Below are 14,708 nucleotides of genomic sequence, written 5' to 3'. Positions count from 1 at the left end.
CGGTAGCCGAGCCGGTCGGCGCGCTCGACGAGGTCGAGCGAGGAGGCGACAGCCTGAGCGCTGCTCTGACCCGCGCGCACGGGGACCAGGTCGAGAACGGAGAGGGAGGGGATCGCATCGTTCACCTCCACATCAACCGGTGGTGAGGCGGCGGTATTCCGGATCGGTCAGAACCGCAACCCCCTCCGGGTCCGGACTCGAACCGACCTAACGTCGCCGCCATGTCTGGGGGCAAAACCATGATCCGTACGCAGATGGCAGTGAACGACGCGGTGTTCGCGCTGGCTCAGGGCCAAGACATCGAGGCGCTGAAGAAGAGGATCGAGGATGCCGTCGGGCGCGGTGGGCGGTTCGAATCCTTCGTCGTCGTCGGCAACCGAGAGGTGAGCGTCCTGTTCTCCCCCCACACCTCGGTGGCGTTCTCGGTCGAGACCGTCTCCTACGACGAGCGCGACGACGGCGACCCCGACGTCCCGTACGGCGGCTTCGACGAGTGACGCGGGCGTCACCGGACGCTCAGGGTTCTCTCAGCCGTGATCGCGTGACGAATGCCGGTCGGCGAGCGTCTCCACTGTGACTTCGCGGAACACAGGGTTTCGCAGATCACGGAAGGAAGCGCAATGGCTGAGAACACCACCGCCACCACCACCCCCGCCCCCCGCACGGCGGCCACGAACGACGGCGGCTCGACCGTCATCGTGGATGCCGTCGTCGCCAAGGTCGCCGGCATCGCCGCGGCCGAGGTCCCCGGCGTGCACGCCCTCGGCGGGGGAGCCGCCCGCGTGATCGGCAACATCCGCCAGGCCGTGGGATCCAAGGACTACGCCCAGGGCGTGAGCGTCGAGGTCGGCGAGACCGAGGTCGCCGCCGACATCGCGATCCAGGTCGACTACCCCGAGCAGCTGCAGCGCGTGGCCTCGAACGTCCGCGCCGCGGTGCACCAGGCCATCACCGAGCTCGTCGGCATGAAGGTCGCCGAGATCAATGTCACCGTCGTGGATGTCTTCATCCCCGGTGACGACGACGAGGACGAGGTCGTGGAGACCCGCGTCAACTGACGTTCCCGTGACAAGGGGCGCCACCTTCGGGTGGCGCCCCTTTCGCGTGCGCAGGGTCAGCCGCCGTGCCGCACCTTGTCGTAGGCGTCGAGCGCGCGCTGGCGCGTCTCCTTCAGATCGACCATCGGCTCGGGCGCTCCACCGTCGAGGTGCTCCGGCGCCCATCGCCGGATGTACTCGCCGTGCCGATCGAACTTCTCGCGCTGCGTCTCGGGGTTGAAAACGCGGAAGTAGGGCGCGGCATCCGCCCCCGATCCCGCGACCCACTGCCAGTTGAACGGGTTGCTCGCGGCATCCGCGTCGACGAGACAGTCCCAGAACCACTGCTCGCCGCGGCGCCAGTCGATGAGCAGGTTCTTGGTGAGGAAGGATGCCGTGACCATGCGCACGCGGTTGTGCATGACCCCGGTCTCCCAGAGCTGCTTCATCCCGGCATCCACGACCGCGATGCCGGTCTCGCCCCGCTGCCACGCCTCCAGGTGGGCGTGGTTCAGGGGAGGCCAGGGGAACGCGTCGAACTGCTGCCGCCAGTTCTTCGTCGCGAGGTCGGGGGAGTGGAACAGCACGTGCCACGCGAACTCGCGCCAGATGAGCTCGGACAGGAACCCCGTGGCGGATTCGGCGTGCTTCCCCGACCCGCGGTGCTCGACGGTGGCGTGCCACACCTGGTAGGGGCTGATCTCGCCCCACCGCAGCCGCGGCGACAGATTCGAGGTCGCCTCGCCGGCCAGCGCGTCGCGCGAGAAGGCGTAGTCGCCCAGGTCGTCATCGAGGAACTCGTTCAGACGCGCCAGGGCCGCGGGTTCGCCGGGCTCCCACGTGTCGCGAAGACCCCCGGCCCAGTCGGGCTTCGTGGGCAGCAGCTTCCACGCGCCGAGATCGTCGGACGTGGGCGCTGTGGTCGGCCCCGGGATCTTGCGCGCTTCGGAAAGCGGGGCGCGGGGTGCCGGCATCCGTTCGACCGCCCGGCGGAACGGCGAATACACCCCGTACGGCGTGTCGGCACCGGTGCGCACGGTCCAGGGTTCGTACAGCAGGTTGGCCGCGAACGAGGCGACGGTCACGTCATCGCCGCGCAGCTCCTCCTTGAGGCCTGCATCGATCTCGCGCTCCACGCCGCCGTACCGCCGGTTCCAGAAGACCGCGCCCGCCCCCGTCTCCTCGACGACCGCGGGCACGACGTCGGCCGCGCGGCCGCGGCGGAGAACGAGCGTCGAGCCGCGCTCGCTCAGTCGCTCGGACAGGGATGCCAGCGAGTGATGCAACCACCACCGCGCCGCCCCGCCGATCTCGCGCACACCGTCGGATTCCTCGTCGAGCACGTAGAGCCCGATGACGGGTTCGCCGCGGTCGAGCGCTGCGCGCAGGGCGGGGTGGTCGGTCAGCCGCAGATCGTCACGGAACCACACGAGAGACGGAGAACCCATGCAGCGACGCTATCCAGCGGGCGTTCCGCGCCGCCGGGCTTGACACGCCGCGGCGTGGCCGGCGCCCGACGCCGCCGGTGGCCCCGAGCGCACACGTTCGGTTCGAACGCATGCGCACGGGCCGAGCGTTACGTATGCGTTCGACCCGAACGTGTGCTTTCGCCGCACGGCCCGCGGCACGCCGACAGAGCAGGGCCCGCTCGGCGGCTTACAGCGACGACGTGTCGTGCGACGCCGGCAGCGCGACCGCGAGGCCGCCCTCGATGATGCGGGTGTAGATGCGGGTCGCCTCGCCGAAATCGTCGCCGTCGAGCTCGATCGGCTGTGCGGGGGCGGTCGCCAGCTCGATGCCGCTGCCGCGGAGGTAGCGCACCGACGAATCGCGGCGGCGCTCCAGCACGCGTCGGCCCGCGCGGAAGCGTCGCAGGACGGTGTTGTCCCACCAGATGCTCCGCCACACCCCGAGCCATCCGAAGGGTCCGGTGGGCTGGATGACGGCGACGTCCAGCACGCCGTCGGCGATCGAGGCATCCGGAATCAAGGCCACGCCACCCGGCAGAGCGCCGCAGTTGGCGAACAGCACGCTCTGCACCTTCGCCGAGTGGAGGCGATGCCCGTGACCGTCGAGCTGATACATGACGCGGAACGGCTTGGCATTCACGAGCGACCGGGCGGCGCCGTCGACGTAGGCGACCCAGCCGACCGACTTCTTCAGCTCGGGGCGGGTGTTCTGGATCATGGCGGCATCCAGGCCCATTCCCGCCATCACGACGAAGCCGTGCTCCTCGACGGTGCCGTCGGCGCGACGGATCCGGGCGATCCCGGTGTCGGTGGGGTGCACCTTGCCCTCGAACGTGGCGCGGATCATCGCGTCCGTGTCGTCGAGCGGAAGGTTCAGGTTGCGGGCGAGGAGGTTGCCCGTGCCGCTCGGCACGATGGTGAGCGGGATGCCGGTCGAGGTCAGGGCCTCGGCCACGGCGCGGACGGTGCCGTCGCCGCCGGCGACGAGCACGGCATCCACGTCCTCCTCGAGGGCGGCGCGCGTCGCGTCGTCGCCGAGATCGTCGACGGTGGTCTCGTAGAACAGCGGTTCGGCCCACCCGGCCTCGGCGGCCACCTCGCTCACACGTGCGCGCAGCGCCTCGGGGTCGACCTTCGTGGGGTTGTAGACCAGGGCGGCGCGCTTCTTCGTCGTCGGCTCGGCATCCATCGGTGCGTCGTCGCCGTCGTGCGAGACGCGCACGGCCTCACCGGACTCGCCGTCCGACGTGTCGGGTTCCACATCGCCCGGCTCGCGGATGACGTCGTCCGGCTCGGCGGCGCTCTTGGGGTCGGGGTTGTCGGACACGGTGTCGTCGTCGTCCTCGCCCCGCAACGTCGCCGAGTGGAAGTCCTGAGGCGAGCCCTCCGACGCGGCCCGATCCTGCTCGGCTTCGGGGGAGGCGGGTTCCTCGGTGTGGGGGGCTTCCGCGTCGTCGCGCGGTTCGTGGGGGGCGGCCATGGCATCCACCATAGGACCGCCGACGCGCGCTCCCTGCTCGGCGGTCGGGGGTTGACCGCGAGAGATGGGCGGGCACTGTTCAGGACGCCGCCCTGCGGCGTTCTCCCGCAGGCTCTACCGTTCGCGCATGACCCTGTTCGAGCAGCAGCCGCGTCTGTCCGATCGAGGCCCGTTCGCCGCTCTCGAGCGCGAGCGTCGGCGCAGACGGGCATGGATCACCGCGCTGGTCGTGTGCACCGTTCTCGCCCTCACCGCGGGCATCGTCATAGGTACCGGTGCCGACCGTGCTCTGATCGCGCAGGTCGGTGCGCTGGTCGGTCCGAAGACCCTGCCCGCCGACATCGCGGCGGTGGCCGATCGCGCGTTCCTCACCGACCACGGCCGGGAGATCCTCACCGAGGTCGGTGCCCGATCGGCCGCGGGGGACGACCTCCGGAGCTCGTGCGAGAGGGAGGACACCGCCGACGATCACGCCGTGGCGGGGTGCTACAGCGGGGCGGGCATCGTCGTCTTCGTCCCCACCGACGCGCGCGTCGCCGACGCGGCCGTGACGACGCTCGCGCACGAACTCCTGCACGCCGCGTTCGATCGTCTCGGATCGGGCGAGGTGTGGCGCGTCAAAGATCAGTTGCACGCCGCCATCGAGCGCGTCCCCGCCGACGACCCGGTGCACCAGCAGATCGAGTGGTCGGTCGGCGACCACGAGGAGCTGCGGGACACGGAGCTTTTCGCCTATCTGGGGTCTCAGGTCTGGGTCGAAGGCGGCTTCGATCCCGCGCTGGAGGCGGTGTACGCACGGTTCTTCACCGACCGTGCGGCCCTCGTCGGCGTCGGGCACCGCGTGACCGCGGCGGTCGACGGCTTCATCGCCGACTACGACAACGCCGTCGCGCAGCTCACCGAGGCGGAGACGGATGCCGTGACCCAACGCGCCCAGCTCGACGCCGACCGCCAGGGCTACGAGCTGGACCGTGCGAGTTACCAGACCGATGCAGACCGGTACAACGCGATGGACCCGGTCGAACGCGGACGGTGGAGGCAGGACTGGCAGAGCTCGGACGGTACGAGCCACAGCGGAACGTGGGAGGAGGCGCTCGCCGCGCGGTTGACGGATCTCGACGCGCGCCACGCGGAGCTCGAGGCGCGTGCGGTCACGGTGGAGGCCCTGGTCGCGGATGCCGCGGCCCGTCGTGCCGCGATCGACGCGCAGTTCGCCGACGTGCTGGCGGTGACGAAGGCCCTCGACCCGACGGCATCCGGATCGTGACGTGCCCGATGCCGCGCGGCGGTCCGGCTTCTCATCGGCGCGGGAGCGCCTCTCGCCCCGACCGTAGGATGGACGCGTGATCGACCTGACTCTGCTGCGTGAAGATCCCGAACTGGTGAAGCGCTCCCAGATCGCGCGCGGGGAGTCGGCCGACTCCGTCGACGCGGCGATCGCCGCCGACCGCGAGCGCCGCGCGCGCATCACCGAGTTCGAAGAACTCCGCGCGGCGCAGAACGCGCACGGCAAGAAGGTCGCGCAGGCCCCCAAGGACGACAAGCCCGCTCTCGTGGCCGAGGCCAAAGAGCTCAGCGAGAAGGTCAAGGCCGCTCAGCACGCGGTGACCATCGCCGAAGAGGCGGCCGAGGAGGCCCTGTCGAAGATCGAGAACATCGTGCTCGACGGCGTCCCCGCCGGTGGCGAAGCGGACTTCGTGACCCTCCGCACACACGGCGAGGTCCCGACGTTCGACTTCGAGCCGCTCGACCACCTGGCCCTGGGCGAGAAGCTCGGTGCGATCGACATGGAGCGCGGCACGAAGGTCTCGGGCAGCCGCTTCTACTTCCTCACCGGCATCGGCGCGCGCCTCGAGCTCGCGCTCATGACCCTCGCGCTCGACCGGGCGCTGCAGGCCGGGTTCACGCCGATGATCCCGCCGACGCTCGTGCGTCCCGAGGTCATGCGCGGCACCGGGTTCCTCGGTCAGCACGCCGCCGAGGTCTACCACCTGCCCAAAGAAGACCTGTACCTCGTCGGCACCAGCGAGGTGCCCCTCGCCGGGTACCACATGGACGAGATCCTCGACCTCGAACGCGGCGCCAAGCGCTACGCCGGGTGGTCCACGTGCTATCGCAGCGAGGCGGGCTCCTACGGCAAGGACACCCGCGGCATCATCCGCGTGCACCAGTTCAACAAGCTCGAGATGTTCGTCTACACCGACCCGGCGGACGCCGAGGCCGAGCACGACCGCCTCGTCGCGATGCAGGAGGGCATGCTGCAGGACCTCGGGCTGGCGTACCGCGTGATCGACGTCGCCGCGGGCGACCTCGGCTCGAGCGCGGCGCGCAAGTTCGACATCGAGGCCTGGGTGCCCACGCAGGACGCCTACCGCGAGCTCACCAGCACGTCGAACTGCACCACGTACCAGGCGCGGCGCCTCGACACGCGGTTCCGACCCTCGGACGGCGGTAAGACCCAGCCGGTCGCGACCCTGAACGGCACGCTCGCCACCACGCGGTGGATCGTCGCCCTGCTCGAGACGCATCAACGTTCCGACGGGTCGGTGACGGTGCCCGAGGTGCTGCGACCGTACCTGGGCGGACTCGAGGTCATGGAGCCCATCGCGTGACCGACGAAGCCGCCCTGCCCCGTATCGGCGACGTCGACGCGGAACCGCAACAGGAGGCGGCCGAGGTCGTCGACGACATCGCGCGCACCGCCCCGGTCGGCCGCATGCTCATCGCGCTCGACATCGACGGCACCGTCCTCCTCGAGGACGAGTCGCTCAGTCCGGGAATCGTGGATGCCGTGCGCCACGCGCACGACGCCGGGCACGAGGTCATGCTCGCCACCGGCCGCAGCTGGGACAGCACGCACCCGGTCATGGCGCGCCTCGGCATCCATCCCGAGTACGCGGTGTGCTCGAACGGCGCCATCGTGATGCGCCGGACCGGCGGGCCGGATGCCACCGACTACGAGCGCGCGCACGTCGAGACGTTCGACCCGACCGAGGTTCTGACGCTCCTCGGCGAGCATCTCGGCGACGCGCACTTCCTCGTGGAACTGCCCGACGGGCAGCGCCTGTTCACCGACTACCTCGACGACTGGAACCTGCAGGGTGCCAACCGGGTCTCGTTCGCCGAGCTCTCGCACCAGCGCGTGTGCCGTGTGGTCGTCGTGGCGCCCGAGAAGACCGACAAGGACTTCCTGCAGCTCGTCGAACGCATCGGGCTCAGCCAGGTGTCGTACGCGATCGGCTGGACGGCCTGGCTCGACATCGCTCCGCACGGTGTCGACAAGTCCACCGCCCTCGAACGGGTGCGCGGGTGGCTCGGCATCCCTCCCGAGAACGTGCTCGTGATGGGGGACGGACGCAACGACATCGAGATGATGCAGTGGGCCGCCTCGCGCGGCGGCCGCGCGATCGCGATGCAGCAGGGCCCGCCCGAGGTGCACGCCGCCGCGGGAGAGGTCGGTCTCCCCGTGACTGAGGGTGGCGTGGCAGCGGTGCTCCGCGCGCTGTAGAGAGCGCGGTGGAGGCTAGCGGGCGGCCCCGCTCCACGCCTCCCGCATCGCGGCCCGCAGGGTGCGCACGTCGGTGCGGTCGAGGGCGCGTCGAGAGCGGGCATAGGCGGCGGAGCCGACGTCTCGGAAGACGTCCGCGTGCTGAGGAGCGGATGCCGCGAGCGCGGCCACGCACTTCTGCAGGCGGACCTGCACCTCGATGTGGCCGGCACCGTCACGCGCCAGCGGGCGGAAGGCATCCGCCACGAGATCCGTGAGGCGAGACGGCGCGATGAAGACGCGCTCGTACGTCACCTCGTGATCCGGATTCGTCAGCACCGCGCGCGTCAGCACCCGCTGGAGCGCGGCGATCACCTCGATGGCGGTTCCGGGATCGTTCGTCGACGGGGAGAGCGCGCGGCTCCCGATCTCGGTGAGCGCGATGACCCCGAAGCGGGGATCCTGCTCGAACGTGCGGTGGTTCTCGAGGCGGAAGGTCGCGCGGACGGCGTCGGCGACGTCGTCGTCGAATCGGCCGCCGACGTGGGCGAGGGGAACGCGGGCGTCAGCGACGCGGCCGGGTCCGGCGTCGACGTAGACGCGCAAGTCGTGACGCCGGGCGACCCGGTCGAGAGCGGAGACGTCCACGTGGGTGACGTACCCGACCGTCTCGGCGTGGACGGGGCGGGACCCCGCGGGGATCGAATCGAGAAGGCGCGCACCGAGGGTCGGCGAGGTCGCGTGCGCGACGAGCGAGGAGGTCGCCGCCTCTTCGACCCGGTCGATGACATCCGCCATCCGTCCGAACGTGGCGAGGTGGGAGATCCAGCGCAGCAGCGTGAACACGACGATGCCGATGACTACGAGCGTGCCGATGAACAGGATCGTCCGGCCCTGCTCCGTGTAGTAGCCCGTGGAGAGGGCGACGATGCCCACGAGCGAGTAGGTGAACGCGCCGACGAACGTCGACACGGCACTCTGCGATGTCGTGTCGGCGATGAGCAGCGGCGTCGAGCGGGGCGTGGCCGTGGTCGTCGCGGACGAGAAGGCCGTGACCATCGCCGTCACCGAGAAGGTGCTGACGGTGAGCATGGCCGTGGCGATGATCTGCAGCAGCGAGTCGACGGCGTTCTGTCCGAGATCGATCGTGACGCTGAAGGGCAGCAACGGGCCGACGAACCCCGCGATCAGGGCGATGGCGATGCCGATCACGGTGAACAGTGCGGCGCGCACCCACACCTGCCTGCCCAGACGGAGGAAGAAGGATGCCAGCGACCCGTGGTTCGTTCGTGCCATGCTCCGACGCTAGCCGCCGCGTGCGGGCGGGAGCGGGCGCTTGCCGAACGCCGCGATCGGGGTCGCGAACGCGGTCAGCCGATCTTCGAGAGCCGGATGTTGTCCGAACCCTCGGGGCTGCGGAACAGCGGTGCGCAGTTCGCGTCGATCGTGACGGGGGTGTCGTGCGCGCCCGGCGTGTGGCGCAACTCCAGCGGACCGAGGTCTCCCTCCGGCAGCTGCACCGTGTACGACACCGTTCGCGACTCGCCCTTCTCCAGGAGCATCGTTCTGCTCTCGGCCGGGTTCGAGTGGTCGAAGCCCGAGCGGTCGTGGTACGTCGAATCCCACCGATCGCCCTCCTCGGGGTCGACGGAGAGGATCTCGGCGCCGGGCGGGGCGAAGAACAGGACATCGAGCATCATCGTGCGCAGATCGATCCCGCGTTCGATGTTGCGCAGGCCCAGGGTGTAGCCGCTCTTGATGTCCTCGGTGATGGTGCTGTGGAGGTCCATCGTCACGGTGATCGTCCGGTCGTCGGCGTTGCAGGTCGCGTACTGCGAATAATTCAGGTGGTACTCGAGCTTGCCGATCGAGTAATCGTTGAAGTAGATGCCGAGCTGCGTGGCCTCCGTCGTGTCCTCGCGCAACGTGCCGTCGAGACCGTACTGGTGGGCGAGACCCTGGAGACCCGCGTCCTCGAACCACGCGTAGACGCGGCCCTGTTCGGCGCTGCGGACGATCTGGCCCCACATGGCGCCGATGTCCCAGTCGCGGCCGGTGAGTTTGGCGAACATGCCGGCACTGACCTGGTTGAAGTACGCGTCCATGGCCGCGTTGTCCATGCCGAAGCGTTCGTAGGGCTCGCTCATCAGGACGGACGCCGCGTTGCCGGCGTCGACGATCTCGCCCGAGGCCAGCGTCAGCGGTCCGGTCGCCTCGAGGAGATTGGCGAGCACGATGGGATCGATCGAGATGGCTCCGTCGAAGGGGGGCTTCTCGGTCATCTCCCGTGTGGCCTGGAACAGCTCCACGGTGGTCGGGAAGTGCGGGGTCATGTTGAAGTTCGACGACCAGCTCACGAACTCCGACGGGTAGAGCGCCCTCGTGGCGCTCGGAAGGCGGATGAGCGAACCGTTCTGCGTGTCGAACCCGCGCGCGGGAAGATCGAAGTACATCAGATCCACGCCGGTGTCCTGGCTGAGCATGTCGACTCGGCCGTTGTCGACCTCGAGCACCAGCCACTGGGCGATGCCGCCGCCGGTGGCGCGGATCTCCGCCGGCGTCTGGATCATGAGCTGGTAGAGCATCGGTCGCTCGGCACCGGCCGCCCGCAGCAGCTCGGGCAGGTGGGCGTCGACCGTCTGAAGCACCGGGGTCGCCTGGTCGATGAGCTGCACGACCTGGTCGACGGGGGCCGAGATCTGGGGGAGCACATCGGTGCGGTCCATGGACGAGGCGATCGCGGATGCCTCGTCGAAGGAGGTCAGCACCGTGGGTATGACCGCGCCGGCGTTGAGGAACGGCTTCAGGTTGATGCCGCCGGCGCCGGCGGTGGCATCGCCGTCGTCCGACGCGGCCATCATCGTCATCATCGGCGGGAGTGACTGCGAGGTGATCGTCTGGGCGATCTCGGTGACGGCGCGCACCGCGAGCACGTTGTTGCGGATGGCGGGGATGTCGGCCGCGAGGTCCCAGAGCGGGCCGTGGGTGGTGTCGTGCGCGCGCTGCGCGCGATCCACGATGTCGGCACCGGATCGTTGGATGCCGTCGAAGTCGCCGCTGGCCGCGGCACGGACCATCGACTTCCCCTGGTCCAGAGCGCCCTCCAGATCGTCGCGCACCTGCAGCGCCTGCCACGCGAAGGCTCCGGCGGCGATGAGGGCGGCGAAGACGATCACCGTGAGAGGGCCGCCGACGAGAGCGGTCGCGACCGCGCCGCGGCGAAGCCACTGCTGCGCCGTCGTCTCCGACGCCGCGTGCCGGGCGAGGGGCTGTCTGCGCGTCAGGCCGGTGGCGCCGGGTCGGGCCGCCGCGGCGCGTCTGCTGGCCCGGGTCGGGGTGCCCTCGGCCAGCTCTGTCCCCAAAGTCACGGGCAGATGCTAACCGAGCGAGGTGACAGTCCCCTCACGGCGTCGTGAACGTCGACGGACCCACGAGCCCCGGGGCGCGTGTGCGCTGGGGCCCTCGCCGCGGGGCGAGGTGCGGCTGGGTAGACTCGCACGATCGGGAGGGTTGTCCGAGCGGCCGATGGACCTGGTCTTGAAAACCAGTGGGCAGAGATGTCCCGTGGGTTCGAATCCCACACCCTCCGCAACGACGGAAGCGGGCCCCGCAGGGGTCCGCTTCCGTCGTTATGACCGGCTNGGGGGGGGGGGGGGGGGGGGCGACCGGTGCCCGTTGTCCCCGCAATCAGACGATCGGGACGCCACACAGAGCGCGGTCCGATCGAGGGGATTCGGCTGAAATCAGCCGCGTCTAGGGGACTCCCCGGGCTTGGTTCTCTGCTCCTCGCGCACGGTCTTGAGTACCTTCTCGATGTTGGGCTTCGCAGGCGGTGTCGGAGCCGGCTTCCCCTTCTCGGTGGCCACGATCAGCTCTCCCCTGTTTCGTCGTCGCCAGAGTGAGACAGGTGAAGCATCGCGTTATTGATGTCCGGCTTGTTGTGCGACGGTTTCGGCTTGTCGTCCCCCGGCTTAGAGGTGGGCTTGGATGTCATTCAGATCCTCCCGACGGTATTTGTGAAGGCGCGTATGAATGCGAGGAAGAAGTAACCAGCGCGTCGGTTGTGGCGACCGCTACGACGGCTACGAGGCTGAGGAGTAGCAGGACGAAGGCGATTTTGACCCAGCGGGCGCCAACTCTATACTGCTCGTCTCGACTCTTCACTTCTTCGACCTTGATCTGAAGGATGAAATCCTCTGCCTCGTCCCGCGAGGTCTCGCTAACCTTCAGCTCGCCGACCAGTCCTTCGGCGCCAGCAACTCGGAGCTTCTTTGGCCAGAGCGTGATTGTGCAGGTCAGTACGGTCAGGAATGTCAGCCCGAACGGTATAAGCCATAGCAACGCAGATCCAGAGTCGCGTACTCCCGCCGAACTGGTGCTGCCGATGAGCCCAGCAGCGACCACCACAAACGAAGCCTTGGTGTTCAACAGCTTCGTGCGCTCGAGTGACGCCGCGCGAATATTGTCAAGCTCGGTGCTTAGCAAGCGCACGCGATCCGGCAAGGCATCGATGCTCACATCACCCTTCCGCCGCCAGAACATGAACTCAGGATAATGCGCGCCGCCGACGACGGTGTCGCAGCCGCTCAGGGAACTTCGGTTAGAAGGCACACGGCACTCGCGGGAGGACATCTCGCGGCACTGCCGCGCCTTGGCTCAGCTACTCAGAACTCTTCAACTGCATGACGCCACTCTGTCGCCGCAGTGATATCTGAAGGTCTCCCACGAAGGCAGGCGGCTTGTGAACGCCGGCGTCTGGCTGAAAACGGGGGACATGGAGGTGCTCGTCTCAGCCGCCGGAGGCGGCGGAACTGATACCCGGTGGGATTGGCTGATTGGGTCGAAGGCGCGCAACGGACGCCCGTCCGATACGAGAACGTGGCCAAGCTTGTTAAGGGCGGGTGCGGAGAAATGTATCCGCGTTGCTGACCCATTCAAACGGCGTGCCATTCTTCCTATGGAGTGCGCCCGGGGGTCCAAAGGAGATCCGGTGCCGGATCCTCGCGCTACTGCGCGGCTCACGCATCTTTGGTTGTTCGTGGGAACAGGCTTCTCCACTACCGGATGGGCGCACTCGCTGGAGGGCTGATGCTCCCCGGCAAGGTGTAAGAGGACGTCAGAGCCCTGGATCGCTCTCTGTCTCATCCTCGCTGGCTGGCGGTCTGTCACGTTCCGCGGGCTCGTGGCTGTCGGCGGTTCGTGCGTCGTGTATCCGGTTCCAGAACGGAATAAACGCTAGGCGCAGAACGAACCACCAGCAGTAGAACGCGTATGCCGAGCCAGCCCATGCGTCGTTTACCAAGCCGTGCGCAAACTCGTTGCGCAGGTTCGGCCCGATCGGACCGCAGAACAGTGCCCGTATCTCGAACACGATGTCTTCACCAAAAATCTCGGTCACAGCCTCGCGGCCCATCAGGGCGGACAGGCCAATCTCCTGCTCGACGCCTCGGTCCAGCGTGCTGGTCGGCTGCCCAGCATTTCGTAAGTGCAGTCGCACGATGTTCTCGATCTGCGGGGCGAGCAACTGCGCGGCGGTGAGGAAGTCGCCGTCGTATCCGTAGTAAAGCGCCTGCGCAAAAAGCCGTTCGCGGTCGGCAGGGATGATCGAGCTTGCGTGCATGATGCTGACGAAGTCCCCGATCATCAAGCGGTGCTCGTTTGTGAGCGCCAACCACGCCGGAGCTAGAGATCCCTGGACGGTCAGAGCGACCTTGAATTCGTAGGCCTGGATCATCTGTCGCCAGGTCGCTGGGTCCTCACCATAGATCGGCTCCCCACCCTGCCCGTTCGATCGGTGAATGACGCGCCCATCGTTGGAATAATGCACATTCGAGAAGAGGGATTGCAGCGGGTGTTCCGCTATAAGTGCCTCGGCCCGGGCCCGTTCGTCAGACAACGAAGTGAAGGATGCGAGGTTGACGAAGGCTAGTAGCGCTCGAAGAGGTTCTTTCCCGCTCACTGCCTTGACGCTGTGGTCTCGCACTTCTGACAGGTCTACGGACTCGGACTCGACCACCCCCATAGTTGCGAGTGTGGCCGCTCCAGCCGCTCGTATGCGCTTGGCGAGGTCCTGGGTCAACTCGGACACGCCGAGCGCTTCGCGTCGTTTTCGAGGGATCATCCGGAGCGCCTTCATCGCCCGCTCATACAAGTAGGCCGATCGTGGATGCGTGTCGCTCTCGGCGCTAGCGTCGAGACTCTCGGCTTCTGAGATCAGACTGTTAACGATAGCCAGACGGTCCATCGACGCCTCATCGATGTGTCCGGCAACTTCATGCCATCGCGCAGCGCGGTCGCGATATCCACGCGCGGCCTCCAGCTCTGCCGACGCGGCTAGATCGCGCATCCGCTTCGCCAGCTCGTCCGCCCGATCACGCGCAAGACTGTGCTTGTCGAGCAGATCTGCGGATGAACCGGGGGCGTCAGAGAGATTCGCGGTCAGGGTGTGATCGATTAGCGCCCGCGCTAGCCCGTCGAGACGGGGTGCCATCGCTTTTCCTCCGCGGCGACCCACTAGGAGCGCTCGATCCCATGTTTTGCGGTCTCGATGCCATCTCTCGCCCCCGAGAGTTGCTTCGATGACCGCGTCCATTTCGGCCTGGTACCAACGCATGCGGTCGGCGCCCGCCGGAGCTTGGATAGCAAGGACGTCGTACACCCGCGCGCGGAGCAAGGCGTCGGGTAGGGCATCCGCGACGGCCACAAGTATGTTCATTTGCTCATCTGAGAGGTCGCTCGGCAACGCGGTGCGGCCCTCGACGAGGGTCACCATCGGCTCGTACGGTGAGAGCCAGTCATCGGGACGCGGGCTAAGAGACGCCACCTGGCTAAGTAAGCTCGCCAACTCCGCAGCGTCGACGGAGCCTTCGGCGTCTTGCGCTTCGCGGAGCCGAGCCCATAAGGAAGGAAGCCGGTCTTCGTCATCAGCAGGAGTCACTCGGAAAACATCGGAGCCTTCCAAGTCGCGCAGTGCTGTCAGCCATCGATCTGCGAATTCGTCATCAGCGTCACCGGCGTCGGTCATATCTAGCACGCTAGCGTTCGCTACCGACACTCGATGCACCTCAGTCGCTGCTGCCCTCTGCTCCGGCGGACGCCCATCCGCTTGGGCGCCCTCCGCTGGGCTCAGCGCACGGTTCGGCCTTCGATCCAGTTCAGCAGCCGCTGCGTCTCCCACGTGGGGTTCGAAAGCCATCGCGCAGGTTCCGCAACGACGGAAGCGGGCCCCGCAGGGG

Annotated in this window: 11 protein-coding genes, 1 tRNA gene and 1 pseudogene; 6 read left to right on the top strand and 7 right to left on the bottom strand. The window is 68.1% G+C overall.

Going from position 1 to position 14,708, the window contains the following annotated elements; genetic code table 11:
- A pseudogene (locus D8Y23_RS17165) lies at positions 1–113 on the bottom strand (LLM class flavin-dependent oxidoreductase); the annotation flags it as partial.
- Positions 114–239: 126 nt separating this feature from the next.
- On the opposite strand from D8Y23_RS17165, the gene D8Y23_RS14390 reads away from it, so the two are divergent.
- Positions 240–497, top strand: a complete 258-nt coding sequence (locus D8Y23_RS14390; RefSeq protein ID WP_240663911.1) for a hypothetical protein — start codon at positions 240–242, stop codon at positions 495–497.
- Positions 498–620: 123 nt separating this feature from the next.
- Positions 621–1,058 carry an Asp23/Gls24 family envelope stress response protein gene (locus tag D8Y23_RS14385; RefSeq protein WP_128218781.1) on the top strand — a complete coding sequence of 146 codons (438 nt, stop codon included), beginning with the start codon at positions 621–623 and terminating at the stop codon, positions 1,056–1,058.
- Between the two features lie 56 nt (positions 1,059–1,114).
- On the opposite strand, the gene D8Y23_RS14380 is transcribed toward D8Y23_RS14385, so the two are convergent.
- The gene (locus D8Y23_RS14380; protein WP_128218780.1) at positions 1,115–2,485 is read right to left on the bottom strand and encodes a cryptochrome/photolyase family protein; all 1,371 of its coding nucleotides are present in this window, start codon (positions 2,483–2,485) and stop codon (positions 1,115–1,117) included.
- Positions 2,486–2,693: 208 nt separating this feature from the next.
- Positions 2,694–3,986: a diacylglycerol kinase family protein gene (locus tag D8Y23_RS14375; RefSeq protein ID WP_128218779.1), complete on the bottom strand. Its 1,293-nt coding sequence runs from the start codon at positions 3,984–3,986 to the stop codon at positions 2,694–2,696.
- Between the two features lie 127 nt (positions 3,987–4,113).
- On the opposite strand from D8Y23_RS14375, the gene D8Y23_RS14370 reads away from it, so the two are divergent.
- The 3 genes from D8Y23_RS14370 to D8Y23_RS14360 all read left to right on the top strand — a co-directional run bounded on the left by D8Y23_RS14370 (position 4,114) and on the right by D8Y23_RS14360 (position 7,494).
- Entirely contained in the window at positions 4,114–5,253 is a 1,140-nt protein-coding gene (locus D8Y23_RS14370; RefSeq protein WP_128218778.1) for a hypothetical protein, read from the top strand.
- 76 nt (positions 5,254–5,329) lie between these two features.
- On the top strand, positions 5,330–6,598 hold the full coding sequence (gene serS / locus D8Y23_RS14365) for a serine--tRNA ligase (protein WP_128218777.1): 1,269 nt from the start codon (positions 5,330–5,332) through the stop codon (positions 6,596–6,598).
- A complete protein-coding gene (locus D8Y23_RS14360; protein WP_240663910.1) occupies positions 6,595–7,494 on the top strand; it encodes an HAD family hydrolase in 900 nt (299 codons plus the stop codon). Before serS ends, D8Y23_RS14360 begins: the two co-directional genes overlap by 4 nt.
- Positions 7,495–7,509: 15 nt before the next feature.
- Here the strand turns inward: D8Y23_RS14360 and D8Y23_RS14355 are convergent, their stop codons facing one another.
- Both D8Y23_RS14355 and D8Y23_RS14350 read right to left on the bottom strand, forming a co-directional pair.
- On the bottom strand, positions 7,510–8,769 hold the full coding sequence (locus D8Y23_RS14355; RefSeq protein ID WP_128218776.1) for a DUF2254 domain-containing protein: 1,260 nt from the start codon (positions 8,767–8,769) through the stop codon (positions 7,510–7,512).
- 74 nt (positions 8,770–8,843) lie between these two features.
- Positions 8,844–10,841: a DUF4012 domain-containing protein gene (locus D8Y23_RS14350; RefSeq protein ID WP_128218775.1), complete on the bottom strand. Its 1,998-nt coding sequence runs from the start codon at positions 10,839–10,841 to the stop codon at positions 8,844–8,846.
- A gap of 136 nt (positions 10,842–10,977) precedes the next feature.
- Between D8Y23_RS14350 and D8Y23_RS14345 the strand changes: the two genes are divergently transcribed.
- A tRNA-Ser gene (locus tag D8Y23_RS14345) sits at positions 10,978–11,062 on the top strand.
- Between the two features lie 401 nt (positions 11,063–11,463).
- Here the strand turns inward: D8Y23_RS14345 and D8Y23_RS14340 are convergent.
- Both D8Y23_RS14340 and D8Y23_RS14335 read right to left on the bottom strand, forming a co-directional pair.
- Entirely contained in the window at positions 11,464–11,991 is a 528-nt protein-coding gene (locus D8Y23_RS14340) for a hypothetical protein (protein WP_164878258.1), read from the bottom strand.
- Positions 11,992–12,589: 598 nt separating this feature from the next.
- On the bottom strand, positions 12,590–14,497 hold the full coding sequence (locus D8Y23_RS14335; RefSeq protein WP_164878257.1) for a DUF4209 domain-containing protein: 1,908 nt from the start codon (positions 14,495–14,497) through the stop codon (positions 12,590–12,592).
- Positions 14,498–14,708: the final 211 nt, after the last annotated feature.

The organism is Microbacterium enclense (assembly GCF_004022425.1).
In the GTDB taxonomy this organism is placed as follows: domain Bacteria; phylum Actinomycetota; class Actinomycetes; order Actinomycetales; family Microbacteriaceae; genus Microbacterium; species Microbacterium enclense_A.
The sequence above is the reverse complement of the archived record's forward strand: the minus strand, read 5'-3'. Positions and strand labels throughout refer to the sequence as shown.